Genomic DNA, 25,928 nt, shown 5'->3' with positions numbered 1-25,928 from the left:
AGGAAACTATTTTCGCAGTTCAGCCCCGTGTCCGGAGGCTAACGCATGGACGATGCGCTCATACTGCTCTGTAATTTCCTCGTCTTGCAGTGTGCGTTCCGCATGGCGGAATACAAGCGACAGCGCCACACTTTTCTTCCCGGCGCCAAGATGCTCCCCCTGGTAAATATCGAACACGCTTAAGGACTCTAGCAGCTCGCCAGACGAAGCGCGCACAGTCTCCAGCAAATCGCCGACAGCGACGGATTCGTTCACGACCACTGCGATGTCCCGGCTCACAGCAGGAAAGCGGGGAAGCGCTTGATAGGCAATCTCCTCCGACACATGCTCGTACAGCGCATCAAGCTCCAGTTCAAGCACATAGGTTTCAGCCAGATCCTTCGCCTTTTGCAGCTCCGGATGAAGCTGGCCGACGATCCCTACCAGGGTGCGGGATGCGCTGTCTGACAAGTAAATCCCGGCGGTCCGTCCCGGATGGAAGCCATCCGCCTGCAGCGCTTCGTAGCGGATGCGCGTCTCCAAGCCGAGATAGCGCATTAGCTGGTCTGCAACGCCCTTGATATCATAGAAATCCGCTTTTGCCGGCTTGCCCCTCCAATGCAGCGGCTCGCGATGACCGGTCAGCAGAACGCCCAGCATCTCCCGCTCGCGCGGCAGTTCGGTGAGCTGCTCCTGCTCCGTCAGGAAAATGCGTCCAAACTCAAAGACGGCCAGGTCTTCCACGTTGCGGTTGCGGTTGTAGACCGCCATCTCCACCAGCTGCGGAAGCAGACTCGTACGCATGACCGACCGTTCCTCGCTCATCGGCATCGCCAGCGCAATCGGCTTGATCTGCGGATACAACCCGGGCAGCTCGCGAATTTGATCCGGCTGAACGAACGAATAATTCGTTGCCTCCAGCAAACCGGAGCTCGACAGCAATTCCCTGAGAGAACGGCGGATGCGCTGGCTGGCAGTCAGTGCGCCCGGCGTTGTTGCTCCCTCAATCCAGGTGGTCGGGATCTGGTCGTACCCGTACAGGCGGGCAATCTCCTCGATAATATCAACGTCCAGGGCGATATCGCCGCGGCGTGTCGGCACTTCAATCATGAAGCTGCCGTCTGCTTCCTGATAAGGAAAACGCAGCTTAGCCAAAATTTCTCCAATTTGCTCCGCGGACAAGGAAGTGCCCAGATAGCGGTTGATCTTGTCGCGGGACACGACTACGTGAAGCGGCTCGACTTCCTTGATGCGCTTCTCCGAGATCCCTTTTGCAGCGGTACCTCCCGCATGTTGGCACATCAAGGAAGCGGCGCGGTCCAATGCTTCCAGGACACGGGCAGGATCCACTTCCTTCTCAAAGCGGAGGCTGGATTCCGAGCGCAAGCCAAGCTCGCGCGAAGTCTTGCGTACGGCACCGCCGTCGAACTTGGCGGCTTCCAGCATGATGCGCGTTGTCGCGCCGGTTACTTCCGAATTCGCGCCGCCCATTACTCCGGCAAGCGCCACTCCTTTTTCCCCGTCGGCGATGACCAGCATATGCGGCTTCAGCTCGCGTTCGACATCGTCCAGCGTCACGAACCGCTCCCCATTCCCGGCGAGCCGCACATCAATCCGCCCGCCTGCCAGGCGATCCGCATCAAAGGCGTGCAGCGGCTGCCCGTATTCAAGCATGACATAGTTCGTAATGTCGACCACGTTATTGATCGGCCGGATGCCTGCTGCCATCAGGCGATTTTGCATCCACAGCGGAGACGGCGCAATCGTAACGCCTTCGATTATCCTTGCCGCATAATGGGAGCATTGCTCCTGCGCACTGATCTCGATCTGCACCATGCCGCTTGCGTCTGTCTCCGATTCGCGCAGCCCCTGCTGCACATTCGGCAGCCTGACCTCGCGTCCCAGCAAGGTCGCGATTTCATAGGCTACGCCAAGCATGCTCAAGCAATCCGAGCGGTTCGGCGTCAAATCAAGCTCGAGCACCTCATCGTTCAGGCTGAGCACATCCAGAATATCGCTGCCGACTACCGCCGTGTCCGGCAGAACGAGAATGCCCTCCTGAATTTCCTTCGGCAGCAGCCGGTCGTTCATGCCAAGCTCCTTCGCCGAACAGATCATGCCTTGCGATTCTACCCCGCGCAGCTTCGCGCGCTTGATCTTCAGACCTTCCGGCAGGCGGGCGCCGACAACGGCAACCGGCACCTTCTGGCCGGCATCGACGTTCGGCGCGCCGCATACGATTTGCAGCTGCTCCCCGCTGCCTATATCCACCTTGCACACATTCAGCTTGTCCGCATCCGGATGCTTCTCCCGCTCCGTCACGTAGCCCACTACCACTTGCTCGATGCCTTTGTTTCGGGATTCCACGACATCTACCTCAATGCCTCCACGGGTCAGCAATTCAGCCAAATCCTGCGCGGAATAACCGGTTATATCCACATATTCGGACAACCATTGATAAGATACCTTCACTTGTCATACGCTCCTTTCTTTATTTGCGTCCAAGCCCGGATTATTTCGATCATACATGACCGAGCCAATATGACCTCTCCTGCCGCGCAGCGTGTTAGTGTTTTGCAAACTGCCGCAAGAAGCGCAGATCATTGACATAAAAATGTCGGATATCGTCTATTCCGTACTTCAGCATCGCGATCCGTTCTACCCCCATGCCGAAGGCAAAGCCGGAAACTTCGTTCGGATCGTACCCGGACATTTGCAGCACCCGCGGATGCACCATGCCGCTGCCCAGGATTTCAAGCCAGCCTGTATGCTTGCAGACCCGGCAGCCTTCCCCGCCGCAATTGGCGCAGGACACATCAACCTCCGCACTCGGCTCCGTAAAGGGGAAGAAGCTCGGCCGCGTGCGAATTTTGGTAGAAGGGCCGAACATTTCCCGGGCGAACTGCAGCAGGGTCCCCTTCAAATCGCTGAATCGGATATGGCGGTCGATCACCAAACCTTCTATTTGCGTAAATACATGGGAGTGCGTGGCGTCATCGTTGTCGCGACGATAGACGCGGCCCGGACAAATGATCTTGACGGGCAGCTGACCCTTCATTGCCTCCATCGTCCTTACCTGAACGGGCGATGTGTGGGTCCGCATCAAAATATCCTCCGTCACGTAGAAGGAATCCTGCATATCCCGGGCCGGGTGATTCTTCGGCAAATTCAGCGCCTCGAAATTGTAGTAGTCCTGTTCCATCTCCGGACCTTCCGCTACCTTGTAGCCCATGCCAAGAAAAATATCTTCAATCTCGCGCACTACCCGGGTCAACGGATGCATCCCGCCCTGCTGCGGGGCTCTGCCCGGCAGCGTCACATCCACTTGCTCCGACTTCAGTCGCCGCTCTGTCTCTGCCCGGTCGAACGCATTCTGGCGCTCCTGCACCGCCGCTTCGATTGCCCCGCGCACTTCATTGGCCACCTGGCCAATTACCGGACGCTCCTCCGCGCTCAACGCGCCCATGCCGCGCATGATTTCAGTCAGTGGTCCCTTCTTGCCCAAATACTTGACGCGAAGCTCGTTCAACTCCGCTGCCGACTGCACCTGCTCCAGTTCCTGCAGCGCTTCGTTCTTTAGAGACAACAGCTTTTCTCTCATCGATTTCCCTCCTGTTCAAATTCAACATTGCCGTGCAGCATGTCGTTACTCGGGCTCCTTCCATCGGCAATGCCGCTATGCCAATAAAAAAAGGCCTCCTCTCCCCAAGGGACGAAGAAGCCGCGGTACCACCCTTATTAGCATGCGCCTCCCGCCATCCGTTGCAACGGAAAAGCGGCCGGACCCGGACAATCCTCCGGGCAAAGAGCGCAAGCTCACTCCATGCGAAATAACGGCTCGCTGCCGGAATGCCCCTACTCGTCCGACAAGCGCCGGATGTTCAGAGCCCCGCTCCGGAGTGAATGTTCGGCGATCCGTTGTCCCAAGGGCGTTCTCAATCCATGGCGCCCTCTCCCTGTAGGCCGGTTCTCGCTTACTTGTCTCCATCAAAGCGTTTTGGCAAAGTGTACAATATTACAGGTTATTATATGCAAAAACCATATACAAAGCAAGCTTGCCTGCCCGCCTGGCTTTTCGCTGCGGGATTAAAAACAGGCGAATCCGCCCGCATCCTGCCTCGCCCTCCTGTCTTCCGCCGTGCAGACCCGTAAATTCCTCCCCTTTTGTCCGCAGAAGAGAAGGGCGTATAATGAATGTAGGCATGGACAACCGCATGCCATCGCCGTATTCGGCCAACAACACCACTTCCCAAGGAGGCATACCGCACATGAAATATCGCAGATTAGGGTCTACGGACCTGCAAGTATCGGTTATCGGGGTAGGCACATGGCAGTTTGGAGGCGAATGGGGGCTGACGTATTCGGATCAGGAAGCTGCTGCCGTGCTGGACGCCGCCAAAGAAGCAGGCATCAACCTCATCGACACCGCGGAATGCTACGGCGACCACACATCGGAACGTTTCATCGGTCAATGGCTTCGCTCCCAGAAACGCGAAGACTGGGTGATCGCCACGAAATTCGGACATAAATTCCATGACCAATTCGACCGCACCAACCATTGGTCGGCAGAGGAGGTGCTCAGCCAGCTGGAAGACTCCCTGAGATCGCTGCAGACCGATTACGTCGATCTGTATCAGTTCCACTCCGGGCCTGACGAGATGTTCGACAACGACGAGCTCTGGACGATGCTGGACAAGCAAGTGCAAGCCGGCAAAATCCGCAACCTGGGCATCTCCATCGGCAGCAACCAGAACATTCATCAGACCGATGCTGCAACGAAAGTGAATGCAAAGGCCATACAGGTTGTCTACAATCGGCTGGAAAGGCAGCCGGAGGCAGAGGTATTCCCTTCCTGCATTCACCAGGATTTGGGCGTTTTGGCCCGGGTACCGCTGGCCAGCGGCTACTTAAGCGGCAAATACAAGCCGGACTCCACCTTCTCCGAGAATGACGTGCGCAGCCGCCATGACCGCGAGGAAGCGCGCAAGAAGCTGGAGGAAGTGGCGCGCATTCAGCGTGAGGAAGTGCCGGAAAATATGGATATGGCTACCTGGGCACTGGCATGGTGCTTGAAACATGATGCGGTCACTTGCGTCATCCCGGGCTGCAAAAACCCCGAGCAGGTCAGGAAAAATGCAGTTGCTGCGCAATATGTCAGCGACGATCATCCACAAGCGGCGAAGCTCTCCTGATCATTTTGCATACAGGATGGCGATACCGCACATACCTCTTCTTTCTAGTGGCGGATCGCCGCCTAGAAGCGACCAAGCCTTCTTATCTCCATTCCGGAGCAAGAAGGCTTGTTCTCTATGCAGAGACAACTCGGCGCGGTCTGCGCTATGGCGTTTTGCATAGGCAGGCACCCGCTTCCGTGAATCGCATAGAATACATGGAATCCTATTTCTTGTGGAGGTGCCTACTGTGCAATTTGGAGTAACAGGACAACAGCCGCGTGTTGTGTACCAAGCCGACGATTCGCTTGTCCAGTCTGTGCGCAAAATGCGCGATCACTGCCATTCGGTCGGACGCCATATCGTGAATCGTCCGGTGCGCGTGCAGACGATGGATGGCCAAACTTTTGAAGGGACCGTCGTCAAGTTGGAGGGCGGCATCCTTTATATGCAGACAAACATTAACCAGCCGCAAGCGCCTGCCGCCTACTCAGGCTTACCTGCTTCCGGCGACTACCGGGCTTACCCGGGCTTACCCGGATACGGCGCAGGATTTGGACCTGGCTTCGGCTATGCACCAGGCTTTTTCCCGGCCTACAATCCGTATTATCAGACGATCCTGCCGCTCGTCCTTTACGAACTGCTTGTCATATCCTTGCTGTAACGAAAAGCAGTCCGCTGGCAAGCCGTCCGGGGCAGCGTGTTCAGACAAAAACATACTCCGAAATCAATCGCCCGATTGGAACCATGACTGCCCCAGACGGTATCAGCGCAAGGATGTGATCAGAATGTTTGCAGAATAATCACCAGCAAAATATAAAGAACCAGAATCATCGCCGTGCTCGTGAACAACCAAGCTGTTCCGTATCCTCCTGCAATGCCCATGGTTATGCCTCCTTTGCTCGCCTATTGCCCCCATTCTATGCGCGAATGCTGAGCGCGGTATGGACGGCTGCCCGATAGGCGCAAATCATAGAGCCCTAATACCGCCTCCCTTACCCAATCGGTCTGCGTCCCCGGAACCCGTCGTTCAGCCCGTGGTAATGCGAAATTTCCTTCTCCCCTTGCTTCCAGCATAGGAGGATGTCCTCTCCGTCTTTTTTCGCTGGGAAATCAATCAGGCCCGTTTCGATATCTTTCAATTCCGCTCCTGTTCTAGTGATATTGTCAATGTTCAGCTTTGCTTGCAGCTGCAGAAAATCCATTTCGCTCTCCATGCCGAACAGCACCTCATCCGGCGCGTTGTCCCGCCGCAGCTTGGCATGCGAACGATAAAGCTCAGCGTATCGCGCTTGTACAGCTTGCAGAGCTGTCAATTCCACTTGCACGGCGGGCAGCAGCTTGTTCGCTTCTTCCAATGTGAAGTATCTCTTCTCTTTCATCCTTGCCATACTCCTCCTATCATTCCCAAGCTAGCCTAGAAGATAGACTTGTCTGTACTCGTTACTACTTAGCTCTTACACCTGCCCGGCTTGACGCCAAGCCACTGCAATAGGCCTTGCCGATGACAGCCCTGCTAACGTTGCCGTTTCCGGAAATATAACTTCTGTAACACTATCGGACAGGCATGAGTCTGTCTATTCCATGCTGATGGTTAAGCCATCCGGCAAAATTGTACGATTTCTCATATAAACGCAGTCCAACATGATGTAAATCAACAGCTTTTGTACGATTTGTCGAACAAAAATGAGATACCGCCTCGTACAGCTGTTAATCTTGTATGATTTATCGTACAAAAACTGCCAAACTGATGCTACTGCTACCACTTTTGTACGTTTTTTCGCACAAGTTTCGACTATTCGCGTATTCGACATTCGCATACAGGACCGTTACAGATGCATTCAGCAGGCTTCCCTTTCTGCTCCTCCGCTACTCTTGCCGTCCCAGGCTCCTGCCGTTTTGTCAGCAATATCGAACAGGCAAGCAGCAACCTATATTCTCTGTATTCCCGCTTGTTTCGCGAATCAAACGCGGCTGCACTTAGTTTACCCGAATAATGAGCCTGCCGTCAGGGCTTCTGCCCAGCTTTTCTCCACACTTCGGACATTGGAGCGGCGCGTTCGCCGGCTGCATCCACTGTCCGCATGAAGGACAGCGCTCCTGCTGTCTGCTCGCACGCAGCCAATCGGGTAGTTTCCGGCGAAGCTTCTGCACATAGCGGTAGGCGATCCATACCGCTATTGCGAGCAACAATAATTTCAACCACATAGAAGTCCCCCCCCTATCTTTAAGCATCGTCGTCTGTCTGAGGATCAGCCGTCGTGCTTGCCTCGGTCAGCCTCAGGCATACTTCCACTACTCCACGGCTGCGTCAGGATGTCTCGCCGAACCCGGCATGAAGGGCTTGTACCTGCACTCCCTTTCGACTTAAAGCCTGTCTTAAATAGGCTGCCGCTTCCACTGCGCGTTCGCCGTCTCCATGCAGGCATATCGTGTCTGCCTGAAGCGGCAGCCGGCCTGTGCCCGAGCCATCCCTTGCCCGTGCCTGCACATAGCCTTCTTGCACAATCGCCGAGACCTGGTCCACCATCTGCTCCTTGTCCGTCCATACGGAACCGGGCATGGAGCGGGGCAACAATTGTCCATCCATGTCGTAGACCCGGTCGGCGAAAGCTTCTCTGGCATAGGGAAGCCCCCCCTGCTGCAGCCGCGGACTGCAGCAGGCCTTCGGGAGGTCCGTATACGATGAGGCTCCCGTGAACATCCTTAATGGCCTGGACAAAGGCTGCCGCAAGCTCCTCGTTCGCTGCAATCATATGATAAAGCGCGCCATGCGCCTTCACATGGCGAAGCTGTCCGCCTTCCGCCCGAGTGAAAGCTTCCAGCGCGCCCACTTGATAGACTGTCATCTCATACACTTCCGGCGCAGTGACGGAAATAGCCCGTCTGCCAAAGCCAGCCAAATCGGGAAGCCCCGGATGAGCGCCAATCGCCACACCTTTGGCGACACACAGCTTCACCGTTGCTCTCATTACCTTCGGATCGCCTGCGTGAAACCCGCATGCGATATTGGCCGATGTGACGAAATCCAGCAGCCGTTCATCATCACCGATTCGATAGGCGCCGAAGCTCTCCCCCACATCCGCATTCAAATCAATGCAAGCTTCCATAACGTATGCAGCTCCTTTGCTTCCTTGCATGTATGGTTTACCTTTTCCCAGCTAATCGAACGGCCGTTCGAAGCATAGTCAGCGCATGCTCGCGTTCCTGGCCTAGCTGTTCTGCAGCCGCATGCGAGATGCGATGAAAGCGCAGCTCGTCGCCCGGGCGCAGCTGTGCCAAAATCGGCATATCCGATGAAATCACTTGAGCAATGCGCGGATATCCTCCGGTAGTCTGGCGATCTGCGGCAAGCACAATCGGCTTGCCGTCCGGAGGCAGCTGCACCGTGCCGCAAGTAACCGGCGATGAGTGCATCGTTCCGGCATGCAGCGGATGCATGCCGTGCTGCGCTCCTGCAAGCCTGATTCCCATCCGATCGCTGTCCGGTGCAACGGTATACGTCTGTCCGTAGAAGCGTTCCAAAGCACCTGCGGCGTACCAGCTTGTCTCCGGAGCGTCTATTGTCCGCACTACCGCGCTGTCCGCGTAGTCCGGGCAGATGGAAGGACTGACAGACCAGGGAACGGATGCCGCTTCAACAGGCTGCGCGGGCAATATCGGAAGCAATTGCGGGTCTGACAGGCCGATCGCAAGCTCATCGCCTTCCGCAAGCGTGCTCCCACGCAGTCCGCCGAGACCCGAGCGAGTGTGCGTACTCCGACTGCCGAGCACATGCGGCAGCTGCAGTCCGCCCGCGAACGCGATATAGGTGCGGCAGCCAGCGGCTGCCCTGCCGAGTGCCAATACAGTATCAGCCGGAAGATATACCGGCCTCCACATGGGAATCGGCTTGCCCCCTGCAAGCGGTCGCATGTCGGCCCCGCACAGCGCGACCCAGCATGGCTGAGTCAGGCAAAGCTCGGGACCAAGCAGGGTCGCTTCCAGCACGGCTTCGCCATCGTCATTGCCGACCAGAATGTTCGCTGCCCGCTGCGCGAAGCTGTCCATCGGCCCGCTGACGGATACGCCGTAGCGCTGATATCCCCATCGGCCGCCATCCTGAACCGTTGTATGCAGTCCGGGCTTGATCACTTTAACCGCCATGCTTCTCCTCCTCCAGGCTGCATTCACGCTGATCTACAGGCTCAAACCTGACCCGGTCGCCGGGTTCCAGCAATGCAGGAGGCCGCCGCTCTAAGTGAAATAGCGCGCGCGGGGTTCGGCCGATAATGTTCCAGCCCCCGGGCGAAGCAATCGGATAAATCCCTGTCTGCAGTCCCGCTATGCCGATGCTGCCTGCAGCGACCCTCGTCCTTGGCGTATCCTTGCGCGGAACCGCCAGCAGCGGGTCCAACCCGCTCATATAGGGGAAGCCCGGAGCAAAGCCAATCGCTTGAACCGTGTATTCCCGCGAAGCGTGCAGCTGCACGACCTCCTCCACGCTCAACCCTGTGCTGCGCGCAACTTCCTGCAAGTCCGGACCTTCCTCATCGCCGTACTTGACGGGAATCACCACGAGCTTGCCGGATGCTCGGCCGGTGCCGCGAAACCCTTCCCATGCTGACAAGATGCGCGCTTGGACAAGCGCGTAAGCAGAAACCCGCATGGAAGCGGCGGCTCTTATCCCGCTCCCGGCAATCACCGCCGCCGGATCGTAATAAACAGCAAACGACGCATAAGCCGGCACACATTCCAGCAAGCCTGGCCAAGCCATCTCCATCACTGCTTTGGAAAAGGAGGCTGCCGCGACGGCAGCTTCCCTGTCTCCCGCATCCCCAAGTGTCACGAGCATTGCCTGATCGCCCAGCGGCTCCAATATCGGTTTTTTCAACGGGCACTCCCCTCCCGCGTCATTTTTTTCATTGTACCATGATGTACGACCCTTCACCATTTTGGCAACGGCGAATATATTGAAAGGGCAGTCGTCCGTTACCGGATTACTGGTTTTTTTTGCAAGGGACTACGCTTACTTTATGAATAAAGGGTGATTGCATGAGTAATCGCATGGTGGCCTACCCGGCCAGCAAATGGAATAAATACTTGATCATGGCCAAAGACTCCGAGCTGCGCCCTTACCTGCCTCATACCGCCAAGTTGACCAAGGCTACCTTAAAGTCGTTTTTGGAACGTTTCCCTACAGTATACGCCAAACCGAACTTCGGCGGCGGCGGCCGCGGTGTTATGCGCATTACCTGCCGGCCGAACGGGACTTACTTGCTGCAAAGCGGCAAAGGGAAGAAATTGTGTTTCCACTTCCCGCACCTGACTCGAACGATGGCCAGGCAGATTGGATCGGGCAAGCACTATCTGATTCAGCAAGGCATCGACATGATCCAGTTGGACAATAGGCCGATTGACTTCAGGATTCTGCTGCTGAAGCAGGATGGAAGCTGGACTTATATGGGGACAATGGGGAAGCTGGCTGCCAGAAATCTCCACATCACAAATCGCTGCAGCGGCGGTACGCCGATCCAGTTCAAGGATGCATGCAAAAGGGCAGGGGCCTGGGAGGAGAAGCAAATTGACAAACTGGAGAAAAATCTGACCTCGCTCGGACTGCAGTCCGCCAAAGTGCTGAACAAGAGCTACCCCCTGTTGACTGAACTGGGTTTGGATATCGCGATTGACCGCAAGCAGAACATCTGGGTGCTGGAGGCGAATTCCAAACCGCAGTATGAATTGTTTCGCCACCATGAGAGCAGCCAGCTATATAAGAAAATTCACAGAACCGTACAGCTGCTTCGCGTCAGCCAATAATCACGCTCCTGCTCTGGGCGCATATAGTAAGGTATATGAGCCTAGAACGGGAGGAGTGCCGCACATGACTGCACTGCACATGTCGATTTCGGAAGAACACCATTTTTGGCTGGCCAATCTCCGGGATCACGCCTGCTTGATTCGGGATCATCTGTCCCCGGGTGAGGATACTTGGCTGGAATTAGCCGAACAGTACAGAATGCACTTCGAGCAGTTGTTAGAGGAAGCGCAGTGGATGCGCAGCAAGCAGCAGGAGGATCAGGGCGAAGCTGTCGAGTTTGCGCACCGGGCGCAGGCAGCGGCGTATGGCTACTTTCGCTTTGAGGGACGCATGCAGCATCTTCGTCTCCATAATCAGGTAGAGCTGCAGCTTACTCCTTCCAGCTTAAACAGCAGCTTGAATGAAAATCAGGAATATCTCAGGCTGCTCTATTACTGGTCCCGCGGCGAAAGCGCCCCGCATTTGCCTTTGGCGGATTTGACCGGCCTCTGGTTGGAAAGCTTGCTGGGCGCAGCATCCAGGCTCCATCGCGCCTTGGACGAGACCGAGCATGCGCTTGCGCAGCAGGCATCCCTCATCAAGCGGCAGCTTCAAGCGCAACTGCTGAAAAACGCAGCCATCCGCGGCTACTTGCGCTTTACCCCGGAAGGGTTCCCGCTGCAGCGCAGCTTTATGGAAGAAGTCTCGCAAGCTGCGCAGCAATGCGCCGATTTTTCGGCACATCTGACCCGGTTGCATCGCGAAGGCCGCGTAACGAACAGCTGCTCGCTCCAACACCTCCTGCACGTTCAGCATGAGGTCCGGCATTTCTTGAACAGGCTGTCTGCGTACATGCACGCGGAGCGCAATTCTTTTCCAGGCTAGCCCGAGCTGCTCCCAGCGTACCCGCGGATCTGCATACGAAAACTGACAAGCGCATAACCTCCTCCTATCTGGTAATATGTTGGGTAGGAGGCGACGGCATGAATCACATATGGAAAACCTACTTTCGCATCGTCAAGCCTTACCGTTGGCAAATTGCCGCAACGGTAGCGATAGGCATTCTCAAGTTCGGCATCCCTTTTTTATTGCCTTTTATGATTAAATACGTGGTGGATGACCTGCTGCTCAATGACGCCATGTCCTCGGAGGATAAGCTTCAACAGCTCGGCATGCTCATGGCCGGCGCGCTCCTGCTGTTCGTTGTCGTGCGGGGTCCTGTCGAATTCGGACGCCAGTATTTCGCGCAGTGGACATCGAGCCGCATTCTGTTTGACATGCGCAACCGGTTGTACGACCATGTCCAGAAGCTGTCCATTTCATATTTCCAAAATCGCAAAGCCGGTGAAATCACTTCACGCTTCATGAACGACGTGGAGCAGACACGCAATCTCGTAGAAATTGGTCTAATGAATGTATGGCTCGATATGTTCACCTTAACGCTGGCCCTCGGCCTTATGTTCTACTTGAATCCGACACTGACCTTGGCGGCCATTGCCATCTTTCCGCTTTACGGCCTGGCCGTAAAATTTTTGTACAAGCGCTTAAAGCAATTGACCAAGGACCGCTCGCAAGCGCTGGCCGAGATCCAAGGGTATTTGCATGAACGTATGCAGGGAATTCCGGTTATCCGCAGCTTTACGCTGGAAGCCCATGAACGCGGTCGGTTTCAAAACCGCAACAGCCATTTTTTGCGCAAGGCGATGACCCATACCCGCTGGAATGCCCTGACCTTCTCCATCATCAATACACTGACCGATATCGCGCCGTTGATTGTCATCGGGTATGGCGGTTACCAGACCGTCCAAGGGGACCTGTCAGTCGGGGCCTTCACAGCATTCTTCGTAATCCTGGATCGTCTTTATAACCCTTTGCGCCGGCTTGTCAATTCCTCTACCGCCCTTACCCAGGCAACCGCTTCGTTGGAGCGAGTTGTGGAGTTCATGAATGAACCGTATGACATCACAGATCAGCCGTCGGCAAAGCCTTTGCAAGTCCGCGGCGGTGAAATCCGCTTTCACGATGTTTCGTTCCGCTACCACGACAACGGCGATTGGGCGCTCGAACATGTGGATTTGACTATTCCAGCCGGCAGGACTACAGCCATCGTGGGCATGAGCGGCGGCGGCAAATCCTCGCTGGTCGGGCTGATCCCCCGCTTTTTCGACATCCAGAAAGGAAAAATCGCCTTCGACGGACAAGACATTCGCACTGTGACGCAACAAAGCCTGCGTCAACAGATCGGCATGGTGCTGCAGGACAATATCCTGTTCAGCGGCTCCGTGAAGGAAAACATTCTGCTGGGCCGGCCGGAAGCAACAGACGAGGAAGTCATCGCAGCAGCACAGGCCGCAAACGCCCACCATTTCATTGAACAGCTGCCGCACGGGTATGACACGGAAATCGGGGAGCGCGGTGTGAAGCTGTCTGGCGGACAAAAGCAGCGCATTGCCATCGCCCGCGTATTTCTGAAGAACCCTGCTGTGCTGATCCTGGATGAGGCTACATCCGCGCTTGATCTTGAATCCGAATCGCTTATCCAGCATGCGCTCGCCGAGCTGGCGCAGGACCGCACCACGCTTATTGTGGCGCACCGGCTGTCAACCATCACCCATGCGGATCAAATCGTCGTCATGGAGCACGGACGCATCGTGGAGAAGGGACGCCATGAACAATTGATGCGCAGCAATGGGGCATATGCAAAGTTGTACAACATTCAGAAGCTGGAGCAGCACAAACCGCTTCCGACAACCTGACTCGCCGCCATTCGCCTATTTGACGCTTCCTCAGGCGCAGGCCTATACCGCTCGGCCGTCGCGGCAATACAATAAAGGGACAGATTGCCTATTAAAGCTTGAGGAGGAGATATTGTTGGAATCGATGTTCCCCACGCAGGCTGTTCCGGCCGATTATATCAAGCATCCCGGATCGCTGGTCAATGCAGCACCGAATCTGGCTCATAGCGCCGCCGCCAGCAATTTGCCTGCTTTGACCGCGCCCGCCATGCATGCCAAGGCTGCAGCACCGGCTTTCACTTATCCGAAATCAATCGGCTGTACGCCAGCCTACCCGGCCCTAGCGGCAAAGCGACCTGCGCCCGTCAGCGTCATTCTGGTTTTGTTCGTCTTGCTTGTGATCATTTGCCGCGTATGGCCTGTAGCTCCACTGGCCAAAACTTGCAAAAAGTAAGCAATGCCAAACAGCGGCTCTCCAGAGGGATATGCCCGAGGAGACCGCTGTTTCACAAGTCTGTTATGATTTAAATCTTAATCAAAATCATACCGCTCTTCCTTCCACGGATCACCATACATATGATAACCGTTCATTTCCCAGAAGCCCGGTTTGTCCTTGGCCATAAACTCAATTCCCCGCAGCCACTTGGCGCTTTTCCAAAAATACAAATGCGGCACGACAGCCCGCACGGGATAGCCGTGCTCGGGGCTCAATATCTCGCCATTATGCTTGACGGCCAGCAGAGTGGTATCCCGCAGAAAATCGGACAGCGGCAAGTTGGTCGTCCAGCCGTGCTCCGCGTGCAGCATCACGTGCGTCGCCCCGTTCCGCAGCGCGACTTTCTTCATGATTTCCGAGACCGCGACACCCTCCCACACGTTGTCCAGCCTGGACCAGGTCGTTACGCAATGAATGTCATTGTGAAATTCCCGTCTGGGAAGAGCCATAAATTCCTTGTAAGCGATGACGACCTCTTGTTCCACCAGCCCGAAAATACGCAAGTCCCACTTGCTCATATCGTTGTAGTACGGGATGTCCCCGTAATGCAGTACTGGAAAGCTTTCTGTCAACGTTTGACCCGGCGGGACACGATTCGCACGGTCCCGTTCGCTTGGTTGATCCGTCATGTCCATCCCTCCTGCTCTTATGTTTTCCATAATTCCCGCACGCCATTGCCAATCCGCTCTTGCGGATGGACAGCATTGCAGCTCCCGGAAATCTTCACTTGCGGAAAAGCGGTCGGCCGGCGGCAGCAAGCAGCAGCATGACAGCCCCCGCTGTCACCACTACACCGTAGGCTTCTATCCAATCCGGGAGCGGCTTGACTATCCGGAACAGCACTCCGCCGATAATCGGACCAATGAACCCTGCCAATCCTGTAATCGCCGACAATACTGCAATATACATCGGACGTTCCGATTTGGGAGTATCGCCTATGACAAAGTTAAATTGAAGCAGCATGGTCCCCGCCAAAGCAACGCCCAGCAAAATATGGGAGACAAGCATGACTGCAACAACTGGCAGCACCGGAATCAACAGCCAAATCAGGCACGCAGCCGCATAAACGGGGAACGTCCAGTAGAGCAGCAAGCGTGCCGAAAATTTCCGGTTCATATTGCCCCAGAACAGATTGCCGAACATGATGGCAACCACATGGATGGTAGTAATGATAGAAACCAAATCCACATTGACGCTCAATACATCCAGCATGAGATAGGAGAATAATGGCACGACCAAATTTTGCACCAAAGCAAAGCCAGTCATGAACAGTACCGCTCCAATAAACGGCTTGTCCTGCAATGGCTTTGTCATGCGCTTGAAGCGTTTGGCTTCTGTGGACGGCTCAAGCGGCAAGTCCGGGTACCGGTACAGCATAATCACATTCCAAACCACACAAACAGTACTGATCGCATAGAGTACGGCGAAGCCGGTCCCTCCGGGATAATGTTTCAATATTTGTCCGCCGATAAGCAGCGCCGCACTGCCAGCACCATACAGCAGCATATTCCGAATGCCGAAATATCGCCCCCGCACCCTGGCAGGGACCATATCTCCAACCAAGGACCCCCAGATGACACTGGATACGGCCGCGCTGGCAAAGGAAAATAAATAAATAAGAATATAAGCCGGCACTGCCAGCCCGGCAGGCAGCCAAAGGGGAATCAATCCGGTCAACACCCAAAGCAAGCGATGAAGTCCGCCCGACAGCGCCAAGAAAAAACGCCTGTTGGCGAAGCGATCCATATAGAGTGCGACAAGTACCTGAATCACGTTCGCCAAAGGCGGTATGGCCATCACGATGCCGACCTGTGCAGGTCCCGCACCTAAATACAGCAAGTAGGCGGTCAGAAAAGGACCGCCAATCAAATTTTGAATCAATAATGCGGGAAAACCTTCAATCGTCGCTGTTCGCAAGCTTCGCCGATAGGCGGACGGCTTGCGTTTGGGCTTTTCCCATAGCTGTTCGAGCTCCATGAGGCTTCATCCTTCGCTGTAAGATAACTTAATCTTACTTGCGGCGAAGGGGAAGTCAATACGGTTATTGTACGAAAACTTTACGATGTTTTTCCTGTATCGGCGCCGATTCTTTCATGGGGAGCTTGATGATAAATTCCGTTCCCTCTCCCAAGCTGCTTGTGACGTGAATCGCGCCGCCGTGATTGCGGATAATCCGGTAACAAACGGACAGCCCTAGCCCTGTCCCGCTTTCTTTCGTCGTGAAGAAAGGTTCAAACAGCTTGGCCAGGGTCTTCTGATCCATGCCTGGCCCGTTGTCTTTAATACTGATGATCGCCGCCTGGTCGCTTGCTCTGGATTGGATTTTAATTTTGCCGGGCTTGCCAATATTGTATGAAATGGCGTCAAGCGCATTCTTCACAATATTCAGCAGCACCTGTTTGATTTGCTTGACATCAACCCAGAGGTGAAGATCGTGTCGGCTGGGTACATTTTCCAAGATACAGCCCTTCAGCATGGCTTCGCTCTCAGAGAGCAGCACAATCTCCCGAAGCAGCGAGTTGACGGTAACGTCTTGTTTAACTGGCGACGTCGGCTTGGAAGAATTGAGGAATTCATGTATGATATTATTCGCTCTGTCAATTTCCGATAAGATGATGTCTCCGTACTGCTGTTTATTCAGCTTGACCAAATCTTTGTGCAGCAGCTGGATGAAGCCGCGAATCGAAGTAAGCGGATTGCGGATCTCATGCGCAATCGCAGCGGAGATCTTGCCCAACATAGCCAGCTTGTCATTCTGATATGCCGTCTGCTCGATGCGCTTGAATTCGGTTACATCCTTGACACTGATCAGCATGTCCCCGTTTAGTTCTTCGCCATATGTGGCAGAGACGAGCAGGTGAGCGCCCTCTGGTGACATAATCTCATGAAATGGCAGACGATTATGCCACATGTGCTTGTAAACGTCCAGGATCATCTTCCTTGTGCTGCGCTTCAGTCCGGGATGCAGCAGCAGGGATTTCAGGTTGCATCCGACGAGCAATCGGCGGGGAATCTTAAGCAGCTTGCTCATTTCGATATTGACAAAGGAGAGATAGCCGTTCCGATCGAAAATGGCAATCCCGCTGTCCATGTGCTGCATGATATTCTCATACTTGTTCTTCACGCTTTGGACCGAATGCTGGGACTTGAAGATCAGTCGGCGCATTTCCTCGAACATTTTTTGCTGCTCATTGTTGTCTACCGGAGCCATGCGGTAACTGACCATGGCTTCCATCAGAAATACAAAAGATACCGGATACAAGTGGACAGCTTCAGCCGGGTCCGAGTTGGCAATAATGATTTTCATGCATTCCACATGAAGAGAGAGCATCTCTTCCGGCTTCATTCCCTGCAGCTGCTTTCCTAACTGGGCAGCGCTGTCCAGGTATGATTCATTTTCATTTTGCATATACGCCGACAGCTGCATGAGATATTCCCGTTGAATGTCATGCACGGATCGTCTCCTCCTCAACCTTTACTGCCCGCTGCGCATGCACGGAGCAGACTAGCACCAGCGCATCATCCTGACCGGAATACTGATGCTCACAGATGACCTTCGCAAGTTCGGAAGGCGAGCGATTATGATGCAGCAAATGCTTCATCCCCTCTTTGCGCAGTCCGTCTGTATGCAATATGAGCACATCCCCGTCCTCCCAGGGAAAGCTCATTTCCCGAATGTGAATTTGTCTGTATCCCAATATGCCGGAATTTCCTGTTCTCCATTTCATCTGATCCTGATTGCCGAAGAACATGGAAATATTTCCGATTCCCGCATAACTGGCTGTACGCTTTTTTCTATCCAAATTCACCACCATGCAAGCAGCCCCGGCTGTTCTGCGCATATGGGGGTGGGCGAATGCGAGCAGCCTATGGGGTTCGTAACTAGGAGCGTTCATGCATATGTCTCGAAAGGCTTCTGCGGCACAAACTGCCCGTTCGCCATGCCCCAGACCGTCAAAGACGGCAATGGACAGCTGATGGCCAGAATGTTCGTGTATGACATAACCGTCCCCTCCTTGATGCAGGAACGGATGCTTCAATACTGCGATATGTATAACTATTCTCCCCTGACATTTCAGGTTTTCGGGCCTGCACGATTAGGTGGAGAGCCATTTGCGAATCGTGACGGAGGTCCCTTTGCCGACCTCGCTGCGGATTTCAAAGTCATCCATTAAGCGCTTCGTTCCAGGCAGCCCCATGCCGAGGCCGCCGGACGAAGTATAGCCATCTGTCATGGCCATTTCCAAATCGGTAATGCCCGGGCCCTTGTCTTCGGCCCTGATTTCGATTCCGGTCAAATCGTCGTTCGCTTCGATTTGGCGTATTTCAATCTCTCCCGCGCCAGCGTATATGAGCATATTGCGAGCCAATTCAGATATACTGATGGCGATCCGGGTTTGATCTACTAATGAGAAACCCAGTTGTTTGGCCAAGTCGCGCCCCCTTTGTCGGGCGACTATGGCGTCTTGTTCCTGGAGTATCTGAATTTTCTCAACCATGGCTAACTCCCATCGTTCTGGAAATGCTTAACCATTCCATTCCTTTCTCAACAGTCAAGGCGGTCTGAATGCTGCGGAAATTGAGGCCAAATTCGACCATGGATATAGCCACGTACGGACTCATGCCGGTTATAACCGTTTTCGCTCCCATTAAACGGGACATCTCCGATATTTCGCTCAGAATCCTTCCCATATAACTGTCAATCAAATCAACAACCGAGATATCCAGTATAACCCCATATATATTGTTCTTCTTGATCTGTTGCAGGATATCATCCTTTAACCTGACTGCCTCATCGTCGGTGAGATCAGGCTTTATGGTAACAATGAGCATATCTCCCAGCTGCAGGATTGGCACCTGATTTTGCATACGCGTGTTCCTCTCTTCATGATGAGTGGCCCATCTTCGAGGCAAATGAGCGTGCCGAAGAGGTTTCCATCATCTCCAATATGTAGGCCAAACCATTGCGGAAGTCTGCCTTTGTTTCGATGCTGCCCAAGTCAACGCCAAGCATGACCAATGTCTGCGCGACCTCTGGCCGTATGCCCGTCAATACGCAGTGAGCCCCAAGCAGGCGCGCAGCCTCCACAGTTTTAATGAGGCTTTCCGCAACGCCTGTATCAACAATCGGAACACCGGTAATGTCCAGCAGTACATATGTCGCTTTCGTGTCCAGGATGGCATTCAGCAAATTCTCCATGATTTCCTTCGCGCGCGACGTGTCAATCTCACCAATAAGCGGCATGGCCACAACGTCGTTCCAAATTTGGATAACCGGTGTGGACAGCTCGGCAATCGCTCTGGCCTGGGAGTAGATAATGTTCTCGCGTTTGGAGATATAGCTGCTTATGAAATACTCGTAAGGCGTCGTCAATACGCGGTACATAGCGCTGAACGCATCGGGAAGCAATTGCGGCGTGCTGCTCAGCTGCGTAATCAGCTTATGGATCAGAATATATTTCAAGCTAGACACATACGGATAAAATGCGCTTGCTCTCATGCCGAAATGTGCGGCTTCCGTCGTAAACTCTTTCAGCTGCGCTTCCAGAACAGGCCGATCCTCGACCTTGTAATGTGTATTGCCTGTCAAGATCAGCTCACTAATCTCCTGCAGGAATACTTGACTTTTCTGACGCAGTTGGACAACACTCATATGCTCCAACCATTCGTTCCGTTCTTCTTCGAGTCTGCCCATCCACGAGTCCAAAATCTCGTCCTGGTTGTCCAACAGATGCTTCAGTTCGTCCAAGCTTGCTGACATGATAACCTCCATTAATATGAAAATCTATAATGCTAGGAATGCCTGACTCCTAAATATGTTAGCCTTATTCCTAGATAGCGTCAAGCCTTCTGAACTTTATTAGACGCAATCGCACAAAAATAGAAATAAACCGACAAACTTCGCATTTCTTCAACAATGTTGGCTGAAGTTGTGGCGAATCATCTCAGTCCGCGTGTTGGGGTTTGATTTTGTCATTGCCCTTGCCTTTGGCATCTGAATCGGCATGCTTGTCTTGGCCATTGTGATCCCTCTTGTCAGACTTGTCAGGGCGATCCTCCCGCGATTGGCGGCCTTCCTTCTCTTCGCTGCGGGAAGCGCTGCCCTTCCCATGACGTTGGCCGCCATTTCCCTTCTCTTCCTTTCCTTCCTTCTCGCCTTTTCCTATGCCGTTGCTTTTGCCGTTGCCGTTGCTTTTGCCATTGCCGGGCTTATCCTCATTCTTGTCGCGCTCATTTCCTTTGTCCTTTTGCAAATCGTCCTGATTTTCCCCCTCCTTCTCTCTATCTTTGTTCGGCCCGCTCTCATCTGCCTGCCGGCCCTTCTCGTTCGCGCTTGTGCCGCCGCGAACCTGTTCGGGCTTGACGCCTTGGCTATTCCCATTTCCGCGTTCCGAGTTCTCGTTCTTCTCCTTCCCATTACCGCGTCCCGGATGATCTTCCCGTTCTTCCTTGCTCGCATTCCCCGGTCCGTTCGGTTCTGCATCTGCCTTTTCGTCCCTGTGCTTCTTGGAGCGATGATCGGCCGGTTCAACATGGGAGTTGTTGTTGTTCCGGCCGTTGGACGCACCGGGCCCCTGCTTCTTGCTTTCGCCTGCATCCGAAGGATCGTTTGCCGGGGGAAGGCCGTCCTCCTTATCCGGATCAGCTGGCTTCCCACTCGCCTTATCCTCGCTATGGCCGATTGCTTTACCGCGGCCTGGGGGATTCTTGTCTCTATCGCGATTGTCTGCATCCGGCTCCGATTCATTCGAACGCGCTTCATGGCTTGCTTGCTTCGCTATCTTCTCTCTATGCTTGTCAACCAAATCATTGAGCAGCTGTTCCGCGGTTTTCCCGTCCTCCTCTTGCTCCAGCAGTCCGGATACACCGCCCGCGGCTTTCAGGACTACACCGATTGGCTGCCGCTGCAAATCCTCATATGAAACCTCCATGCCCTTATGTTCGGCCAACAGTTTGACGGCCATCTTCCCCGTTGAGATGCCTTCCCGACGCGCTTCCTCGCGAACGGACAGGGGGGCCGTCATATCGTCTATGCTGATTTTGGCTGCCTGCTCCTGATGCAGATGCTGCAATTCTTCCTGGATCGATTGCTTGACTTTCTCCCGCGCCGCGCTCTCGTTCCATGCATCCGCCTGGGCGAGGACTGTCGTCGTTACGACAATTTCACCACTGTTGTTAAGAATGTGCCGCTCCAGCACCCCGGCTTCATCAGCCGATTTTATAATCGCGGCAGCTGTTTCTCCCAAGCCTTTCCCGACAAGAGCAAGCCTATCAATAATCTGTTCTCCTTCCGGGTTCAATCCTTCGGCACTGCGTACGATATCTTTGCCATCAATGCCCAATTCAATGCTGGGGTTAATGTCCAGCGTAACGTATGCGACAATCCGGTGATCATACGATCCGCCGCTAAAGGGGAAGAAAGAAGCAACGAGCACAATCAGAACGACAGCCGCAGCTGCCATACTGAAATACATCGTTTTGGGGAGGGTCGGGCGTACCGGGATATGTACTTCATCGCCGACCATCCAATGCGGCTCGGCCGAACATTGCTTGAATTCGCCTTCCGCTGTCAGGATGATCGCTTTCTTTTTTCTAAGCTGCATAATGACGCCTTTTTGCCCGCTCACACTCACCCCTCCTTCTCCTCCTTGGCTGTGGCCTCTTCCGAATCCAAACGCAAATAATCTGACAAATATGGATAATGTCCCGAATAAACGAGCGTTAGTGCAATTAAATATTTTCGATTCCGTTCTATCGTTTTCCGTGACACGTCAACCTGTTCAAGCAGCTCTTTTATCGGCATCGTTTTTTTGCTGAAGATGGTCCCAAGCATATTCGGGTCGCCGGCTATCTTCCGGGCGATGCGAAACATCATCTCGCGGGAGTCGGCATGCTTGGGCGATACGCGCACCAATTCCTCGAAGCTAATGTCGAACGCGGCCAGCTCACGGCTGAACTCCGCAATTTCCGTTCTCCGCTCTTCCGCGATCTTCTCCTTTTCATACGCATCAATCGCATGATGCACATCAGCCGTATTGACCGGGAGACCGTCTTCATCCTCCAATTCGAAGGAACTGTACGATGCGTGCCCATTATGACGACGCTCGCGGCGTATATGATCGATCAGCCTGCGGCGTATAACTGTTTCCGCGAAGCCTAGAAACGACCTTCCCTCCTTGGGCGAGAACTGTTGAATCGCCTCGTGGAAGGCATGCATGGCTACCGCAAATTCCTCATCCCGCGACGGCTCTACAAACCGCTTGCAAAATCTGCTTGCCGCCTTGGCGATATACGGTTGATAATCGGTAATGACTTGGTTTAGAAGCCGGACATCTCCTTCTTGTATGCGTGCGATTGTATCTTCAATGCTAGTATCCTCTACGTCAGTTTGAGGGGAACGCAGCCCAAGAAACTTTTTGAATAACACCAGCAGCAAATTTTCCACCTCGCAATAAATGAATTCGCACATACTTACGTTATTGCGGGGGTATTAGTTGCGAATTGATTTTTTAGCACAGCAATGAAAAACCCCTTTCCCGGATATCCGGGAAGGGGTCCTCCTATTGTTCCAGCACCTTCTTCGCCTTAAGCTTGTTTCTTCGCTGGACAAGCACTCCCAGACGCTTCTTCAACTGCTCTTCCCATTCGCGATCATTCAGGCCTTTGGCCATGGTCAACAGATCCAGCGCCATGTCGATTTGATTGCGCACGATGATCATCGGATCCTCCTGGTCATTATTGACGCAATTCTCGAACAAGGCTTCGGCAGGCTTGTGGTCAATGTAATCCTGGAAGTCTACCTCCATAGCCCCGTCGCCATGAGCATACTCCGCCAGCAATTCATACTCGCTCTCCACCAAATAGTGGACTTCAACCTTATGACAAACCGGACAAAAAAGAATAGGTACATTATGAATATGGGTACGCATATGCTTTAATGTTCCTCGCGTTCCCAGCATACTGGCGCCGCAGCAAAAGCTCATGACACGATAACCTCCTCGAGTGACCGAATATTACTTACATAGCTATTCTCTTTTGGGATACGAAATTCCTTTTTTTCGGGCTAAATCGGCCCATATTTGCATATTTTGCATCCATATCCGCGATCACACGTACTAATACTAATCCGCATGATTGAAGCGTTGCTTCGGTGCAGTCATGATTCACTTATGACTTGCACACACTTATAACCATAAAAGGAGGATTCAGCGGCATGTTGATTAGCACAACAGAGAAATTGGCAGGATATGAAGTGACAGAAGTACTGGGAACCGCCTTCGGCGTAGTCGTTCGCGCTCGCGGGCTGGGCGGCGATATTATGGCCAGCTTGAAAGGTCTCGTAGGCGGCGAGGTCAAGCAATATACCCAAATGATCGAGGATGCCCGGCGCCAGGCGATGGATCGCCTTGTGCAAAACGCACATGCAATGGGAGCGGATGCCATCGTCATGATGCGTTTCGACAGCGGGGATATCGGCAGTAACATGAGCGAAATCGTGGCATACGGCACAGCTGTCAAAACGGCTCGCACTCCCTGACGCGAGAGGAGAAGCAGACCTGTGGATACCTTCGTCATCTCTTTTACACCAATCTTGATCGGCTTGCAGGCGCTTTTGTTTTTGCTGCTGTTGTGGCTGGGATGGCGTTACTATGACAGACGCTACAAGAGCGGCAAACAGCCGCAAAACGGCCTGTATGACGGAACATTGGAACGGACTTCTGAGGTTTTCATCGACCCGAAGGACGGCCTTCGCTATCGCGTCTATTTCAATCGGCACACCGGGGAAAGGGAATATATTCGAGAGGACTAAAAAAGCTGTCTCCAGGTCAAGCATTCATGACCCGAGACAGCTTTTTCATTTATCCGAGCTCCCGCTTCATATCCTGAATGTGCTCCACGCTGCCGCTCACGAGCAGGCGGTCTCCCAGCATAATCTGTGTGCTGCCGTGGGGGATGACGAACGAGTCTCCCCGGTAAATGCGCATGACCAGCGTATCGCCGAGCACCGGCAGATCGCGCAGGCTGACAAGGTTGTAAGCCGGGTTATTAACCTCTACCTCCTGTACGGAATCATCATGATGCGTGATCAGCTTCAACGCGCTGGGATGCTCGATCATCGCCTTCAGCAACGTCCGGGAAGCATATAGCGTGGAGATGACGCGAACCCCTTCTTCTCTGGCCAGCAGTTCATGCTTCTCCGGATCTTCGACACGCACGATAATTTGGCGATGGCCGAATTGTTTGGCTGCTTCTGCCAAACGAATATTCACTTCATCATCCATCGTGCCGAATACGACGGTGTCCGCGTCGAACAATCCTGCTTGCTGAAGCGAATCCTTCTCCAGCTTCGGCACTTCGATGAGCGGGAATCGGCTGTACTTCTCTTCCTTCGACTCCACCCGCTCGGTTGGCGGTTGTGAACTGTACAGCAGCACATCGTAACCTTCGCGCATCAAATCCTGCGAGACCGGAAGCGTAATGTGGTTGGCGCCTACGATCGCAATCGCTTTGCGCTCTGCCTCTTGCTCCGGGAACAGATGATTGAAGATAACCGGCGCAATCAGACACGTTATAACAGCCGCCAGAATCAAGGCGCCCTCCATGGACGGACTAATAATCTCCAGCTGGGCGGCGATGGCTGCCGCTGCGATCACCAGACTAAGGGTAGAGGAGACCAGGAAGCCGGAAGCGAACACTTGCCGCCAAGGGTACCATTTGCGCAATATCAGGCTCGGAACGAGCTTGGAAATAAAGATCGCCGCCACCAGGAGCGGAATAAACAACAAAATCTGCCTGTCAGCAAACAGCTCGCCCAGATCCAGCCTAACTCCGACCATGACGAAGAAAATCGGGATCAGAAATCCGTAGCCGAACGATTCCAGCTGATGCTTGAACCGCTTGTTCGGGGCCATCAGCGAAACGATGACGCCGGCAAGGAAGGCGCCGAGAATCATTTCGACTTCCAAAGTTTCCGACATCACGACCAAAAGCAGAATTAAGGCAAATACGGCCCGCGTCCCCATCTGCGACGTGCTCTTGCGCAGAAAGTCCAGACGGTCCCCCTTCGCCAGCCAGCGGATCAGGAGGTAGACGAAGAGGACAAAGATAAAGAACAGCAGAAGATACAGCATCTGAACAGTGTTCTGGGAGCGAACGCTGACGAATACCGCAAGCAAGATCATCGTAGCCAAATCGGACAGCACGGTGATGAGCAGCAATATCTGGCCGAGCGGCTTATCCATCAGTTTCCGCTCCTTGATGACCGGCATGACGACTCCTAACGAAATGGTCGCGATGATCAAGGTCATGAGATACGGTTCCGACACAAGTCCTATCAGAACGAGCCCATACGCCAATCCGAACGATACGATCATAATGCCGACGAACACAAGGAAAGCCGGCAGCAGCGGGTTGACTTCGTCCTTTTTCCGCGATTTCTTGCGCGACAAAGCCTGGAAGTCGATTTCGAGTCCGCTCAAGAACATAAGATAGATGAAGCCGAACATCGACAGAAGACCCAGCATCTCATCTTCCTGAATAATATTAAAACCGCTGTGGCCGATAATGAGACCGACGACAATTTCCGCCACGACAACTGGGATGAGCTTGAGGCGAAACACCCGCAAAAGGATGGGGATTAAAAAGGCTGCCGCTACGACGATCAGCAATGATGTGAGTGAAGCATGTTCCTCTATGGCCAACACCTCCGATGCGGCGCCGTCTGTTCAAAACGAAACAGAGAAGGGCTCCTTGTATCAGAAGGCCTT

At 53.9% G+C, this 25,928-nt stretch carries 27 protein-coding genes and 1 pseudogene; 8 read left to right on the top strand and 20 right to left on the bottom strand.

The genetic code is table 11. The features are described 5' to 3' along the window. Positions 1-6 precede the first annotated feature (6 nt). The 3 genes from pheT to XYCOK13_RS18710 all read right to left on the bottom strand — a co-directional run bounded on the left by pheT (position 7) and on the right by XYCOK13_RS18710 (position 4,216). The gene (gene pheT, locus XYCOK13_RS18720) at positions 7-2,451 is read right to left on the bottom strand and encodes a phenylalanine--tRNA ligase subunit beta (RefSeq protein WP_213413763.1); all 2,445 of its coding nucleotides are present in this window, start codon (positions 2,449-2,451) and stop codon (positions 7-9) included. A 94-nt stretch (positions 2,452-2,545) separates the two neighbouring features. Next, positions 2,546-3,580 carry a phenylalanine--tRNA ligase subunit alpha gene (gene pheS / locus XYCOK13_RS18715; RefSeq protein ID WP_213413762.1) on the bottom strand — a complete coding sequence of 345 codons (1,035 nt, stop codon included), beginning with the start codon at positions 3,578-3,580 and terminating at the stop codon, positions 2,546-2,548. 414 nt (positions 3,581-3,994) lie between these two features. Then, positions 3,995-4,216: a hypothetical protein gene (locus XYCOK13_RS18710; RefSeq protein ID WP_213413761.1), complete on the bottom strand. Its 222-nt coding sequence runs from the start codon at positions 4,214-4,216 to the stop codon at positions 3,995-3,997. A gap of 31 nt (positions 4,217-4,247) precedes the next feature. Here XYCOK13_RS18710 and XYCOK13_RS18705 point away from each other — a divergent pair, with 31 nt between their 5' ends. Beyond that, complete coding sequence (locus XYCOK13_RS18705; RefSeq protein WP_213413760.1) at positions 4,248-5,171, top strand: aldo/keto reductase; 924 nt, start codon at positions 4,248-4,250, stop codon at positions 5,169-5,171. A 229-nt stretch (positions 5,172-5,400) separates the two neighbouring features. Continuing rightward, complete coding sequence (locus tag XYCOK13_RS18700; protein WP_213413759.1) at positions 5,401-5,814, top strand: hypothetical protein; 414 nt, start codon at positions 5,401-5,403, stop codon at positions 5,812-5,814. A 119-nt stretch (positions 5,815-5,933) separates the two neighbouring features. Here the strand turns inward: XYCOK13_RS18700 and XYCOK13_RS18695 are convergent, their stop codons facing one another. From XYCOK13_RS18695 to pxpB, 6 genes and pseudogenes are all read right to left on the bottom strand, one after another. Then, positions 5,934-6,035, bottom strand: a complete 102-nt coding sequence (locus XYCOK13_RS18695) for a YjcZ family sporulation protein (RefSeq protein WP_213413758.1) — start codon at positions 6,033-6,035, stop codon at positions 5,934-5,936. Between the two features lie 110 nt (positions 6,036-6,145). Beyond that, positions 6,146-6,532 carry a DUF2203 domain-containing protein gene (locus tag XYCOK13_RS18690; protein WP_213413757.1) on the bottom strand — a complete coding sequence of 129 codons (387 nt, stop codon included), beginning with the start codon at positions 6,530-6,532 and terminating at the stop codon, positions 6,146-6,148. Positions 6,533-7,130: 598 nt separating this feature from the next. Then, positions 7,131-7,358 (bottom strand): hypothetical protein, encoded by a 228-nt coding sequence (locus tag XYCOK13_RS18685; RefSeq protein WP_213413756.1) that lies wholly within the window; start codon positions 7,356-7,358, stop codon positions 7,131-7,133. Positions 7,359-7,461: 103 nt separating this feature from the next. Continuing rightward, positions 7,462-8,260, bottom strand: a pseudogene (locus XYCOK13_RS18680) (LamB/YcsF family protein). 37 nt (positions 8,261-8,297) lie between these two features. Further along, complete coding sequence (locus XYCOK13_RS18675) at positions 8,298-9,296, bottom strand: 5-oxoprolinase subunit C family protein (RefSeq protein ID WP_213413755.1); 999 nt, start codon at positions 9,294-9,296, stop codon at positions 8,298-8,300. Further along, positions 9,286-10,023: a 5-oxoprolinase subunit PxpB gene (pxpB, locus tag XYCOK13_RS18670; protein ID WP_213413754.1), complete on the bottom strand. Its 738-nt coding sequence runs from the start codon at positions 10,021-10,023 to the stop codon at positions 9,286-9,288. The genes XYCOK13_RS18675 and pxpB overlap by 11 nt, the downstream gene beginning before the upstream one ends. Before the next feature lie 161 nt (positions 10,024-10,184). Here pxpB and XYCOK13_RS18665 point away from each other — a divergent pair, with 161 nt between their 5' ends. The 4 genes from XYCOK13_RS18665 to XYCOK13_RS18650 all read left to right on the top strand — a co-directional run bounded on the left by XYCOK13_RS18665 (position 10,185) and on the right by XYCOK13_RS18650 (position 14,118). After that, entirely contained in the window at positions 10,185-10,949 is a 765-nt protein-coding gene (locus XYCOK13_RS18665) for a YheC/YheD family protein (RefSeq protein ID WP_213413753.1), read from the top strand. Between the two features lie 64 nt (positions 10,950-11,013). Continuing rightward, complete coding sequence (locus XYCOK13_RS18660) at positions 11,014-11,814, top strand: DUF2935 domain-containing protein (RefSeq protein ID WP_213413752.1); 801 nt, start codon at positions 11,014-11,016, stop codon at positions 11,812-11,814. A 98-nt stretch (positions 11,815-11,912) separates the two neighbouring features. Then, on the top strand, positions 11,913-13,685 hold the full coding sequence (locus tag XYCOK13_RS18655; protein ID WP_280520918.1) for an ABC transporter ATP-binding protein: 1,773 nt from the start codon (positions 11,913-11,915) through the stop codon (positions 13,683-13,685). 115 nt (positions 13,686-13,800) lie between these two features. Beyond that, positions 13,801-14,118, top strand: coding sequence for a hypothetical protein (locus tag XYCOK13_RS18650; RefSeq protein WP_213413751.1), 318 nt, complete (start codon positions 13,801-13,803; stop codon positions 14,116-14,118). A gap of 77 nt (positions 14,119-14,195) precedes the next feature. Here the strand turns inward: XYCOK13_RS18650 and XYCOK13_RS18645 are convergent, their stop codons facing one another. The 10 genes from XYCOK13_RS18645 to XYCOK13_RS18600 all read right to left on the bottom strand — a co-directional run bounded on the left by XYCOK13_RS18645 (position 14,196) and on the right by XYCOK13_RS18600 (position 23,144). Next, a complete protein-coding gene (locus XYCOK13_RS18645; RefSeq protein WP_213413750.1) occupies positions 14,196-14,789 on the bottom strand; it encodes a sulfite oxidase-like oxidoreductase in 594 nt (197 codons plus the stop codon). A gap of 94 nt (positions 14,790-14,883) precedes the next feature. Beyond that, positions 14,884-16,137 carry an MFS transporter gene (locus XYCOK13_RS18640; RefSeq protein WP_213413749.1) on the bottom strand — a complete coding sequence of 418 codons (1,254 nt, stop codon included), beginning with the start codon at positions 16,135-16,137 and terminating at the stop codon, positions 14,884-14,886. 64 nt (positions 16,138-16,201) lie between these two features. After that, complete coding sequence (locus tag XYCOK13_RS18635) at positions 16,202-17,614, bottom strand: ATP-binding protein (protein ID WP_244865262.1); 1,413 nt, start codon at positions 17,612-17,614, stop codon at positions 16,202-16,204. After that, positions 17,607-18,200, bottom strand: coding sequence for a SpoIIE family protein phosphatase (locus XYCOK13_RS18630; protein WP_213413748.1), 594 nt, complete (start codon positions 18,198-18,200; stop codon positions 17,607-17,609). Before XYCOK13_RS18630 ends, XYCOK13_RS18635 begins: the two co-directional genes overlap by 8 nt. A 57-nt stretch (positions 18,201-18,257) precedes the next feature. After that, positions 18,258-18,659, bottom strand: coding sequence for an anti-sigma regulatory factor (locus XYCOK13_RS18625; RefSeq protein WP_213413747.1), 402 nt, complete (start codon positions 18,657-18,659; stop codon positions 18,258-18,260). After that, entirely contained in the window at positions 18,652-19,029 is a 378-nt protein-coding gene (locus XYCOK13_RS18620) for an STAS domain-containing protein (protein WP_213413746.1), read from the bottom strand. The genes XYCOK13_RS18625 and XYCOK13_RS18620 overlap by 8 nt, the downstream gene beginning before the upstream one ends. 16 nt (positions 19,030-19,045) lie before the next feature. Continuing rightward, positions 19,046-19,921, bottom strand: coding sequence for an STAS domain-containing protein (locus XYCOK13_RS18615; RefSeq protein ID WP_213413745.1), 876 nt, complete (start codon positions 19,919-19,921; stop codon positions 19,046-19,048). 184 nt (positions 19,922-20,105) lie between these two features. Beyond that, a complete protein-coding gene (locus XYCOK13_RS18610; protein ID WP_213413744.1) occupies positions 20,106-21,788 on the bottom strand; it encodes an anti-sigma-I factor RsgI family protein in 1,683 nt (560 codons plus the stop codon). Positions 21,789-21,790: 2 nt separating this feature from the next. Next, positions 21,791-22,588 carry an RNA polymerase sigma factor SigI gene (sigI, locus tag XYCOK13_RS18605; RefSeq protein ID WP_244865264.1) on the bottom strand — a complete coding sequence of 266 codons (798 nt, stop codon included), beginning with the start codon at positions 22,586-22,588 and terminating at the stop codon, positions 21,791-21,793. A 133-nt stretch (positions 22,589-22,721) separates the two neighbouring features. After that, positions 22,722-23,144 (bottom strand): hypothetical protein, encoded by a 423-nt coding sequence (locus XYCOK13_RS18600; protein ID WP_213413742.1) that lies wholly within the window; start codon positions 23,142-23,144, stop codon positions 22,722-22,724. A 230-nt stretch (positions 23,145-23,374) separates the two neighbouring features. Here XYCOK13_RS18600 and XYCOK13_RS18595 point away from each other — a divergent pair, with 230 nt between their 5' ends. Both XYCOK13_RS18595 and XYCOK13_RS18590 read left to right on the top strand, forming a co-directional pair. Further along, positions 23,375-23,698 (top strand): YbjQ family protein, encoded by a 324-nt coding sequence (locus tag XYCOK13_RS18595; protein WP_213413741.1) that lies wholly within the window; start codon positions 23,375-23,377, stop codon positions 23,696-23,698. A 21-nt stretch (positions 23,699-23,719) separates the two neighbouring features. Further along, positions 23,720-23,971: an HD family phosphohydrolase gene (locus tag XYCOK13_RS18590; protein ID WP_213413740.1), complete on the top strand. Its 252-nt coding sequence runs from the start codon at positions 23,720-23,722 to the stop codon at positions 23,969-23,971. Between the two features lie 49 nt (positions 23,972-24,020). Here the strand turns inward: XYCOK13_RS18590 and XYCOK13_RS18585 are convergent, their stop codons facing one another. Then, positions 24,021-25,862, bottom strand: coding sequence for a monovalent cation:proton antiporter family protein (locus XYCOK13_RS18585; RefSeq protein ID WP_244865261.1), 1,842 nt, complete (start codon positions 25,860-25,862; stop codon positions 24,021-24,023). Between the last annotated feature and the right edge of the window lie 66 nt (positions 25,863-25,928).

The organism is Xylanibacillus composti, assembly GCF_018403685.1.
Taxonomy (GTDB): Bacteria; Bacillota; Bacilli; order Paenibacillales; family K13; genus Xylanibacillus; species Xylanibacillus composti.
This window is presented reverse-complemented; position numbering and strand designations above follow the sequence as displayed.

Bases quoted from the DNA above. Each gene is read 5' to 3' on its own strand.
- XYCOK13_RS18620 (WP_213413746.1), bottom strand. From the start codon at position 19,029: ATGCAAAATCAGGTGCCAATCCTGCAGCTGGGAGATATGCTCATTGTT.
- XYCOK13_RS18655 (WP_280520918.1), top strand. From the start codon at position 11,913: ATGAATCACATATGGAAAACCTACTTTCGCATCGTCAAGCCTTACCGT.
- XYCOK13_RS18640 (WP_213413749.1), bottom strand. From the start codon at position 16,137: ATGGAGCTCGAACAGCTATGGGAAAAGCCCAAACGCAAGCCGTCCGCC.
- XYCOK13_RS18595 (WP_213413741.1), top strand. From the start codon at position 23,375: ATGTTGATTAGCACAACAGAGAAATTGGCAGGATATGAAGTGACAGAA.
- XYCOK13_RS18615 (WP_213413745.1), bottom strand. From the start codon at position 19,921: ATGTCAGCAAGCTTGGACGAACTGAAGCATCTGTTGGACAACCAGGAC.
- XYCOK13_RS18665 (WP_213413753.1), top strand. From the start codon at position 10,185: ATGAGTAATCGCATGGTGGCCTACCCGGCCAGCAAATGGAATAAATAC.
- XYCOK13_RS18685 (WP_213413756.1), bottom strand. From the start codon at position 7,358: ATGTGGTTGAAATTATTGTTGCTCGCAATAGCGGTATGGATCGCCTAC.
- XYCOK13_RS18690 (WP_213413757.1), bottom strand. From the start codon at position 6,532: ATGAAAGAGAAGAGATACTTCACATTGGAAGAAGCGAACAAGCTGCTG.
- pheS (WP_213413762.1), bottom strand. From the start codon at position 3,580: ATGAGAGAAAAGCTGTTGTCTCTAAAGAACGAAGCGCTGCAGGAACTG.
- XYCOK13_RS18600 (WP_213413742.1), bottom strand. From the start codon at position 23,144: ATGAGCTTTTGCTGCGGCGCCAGTATGCTGGGAACGCGAGGAACATTA.
- XYCOK13_RS18695 (WP_213413758.1), bottom strand. From the start codon at position 6,035: ATGGGCATTGCAGGAGGATACGGAACAGCTTGGTTGTTCACGAGCACG.
- XYCOK13_RS18660 (WP_213413752.1), top strand. From the start codon at position 11,014: ATGACTGCACTGCACATGTCGATTTCGGAAGAACACCATTTTTGGCTG.
- XYCOK13_RS18675 (WP_213413755.1), bottom strand. From the start codon at position 9,296: ATGGCGGTTAAAGTGATCAAGCCCGGACTGCATACAACGGTTCAGGAT.
- XYCOK13_RS18625 (WP_213413747.1), bottom strand. From the start codon at position 18,659: ATGGTTGAGAAAATTCAGATACTCCAGGAACAAGACGCCATAGTCGCC.
- XYCOK13_RS18705 (WP_213413760.1), top strand. From the start codon at position 4,248: ATGAAATATCGCAGATTAGGGTCTACGGACCTGCAAGTATCGGTTATC.
- XYCOK13_RS18645 (WP_213413750.1), bottom strand. From the start codon at position 14,789: ATGACGGATCAACCAAGCGAACGGGACCGTGCGAATCGTGTCCCGCCG.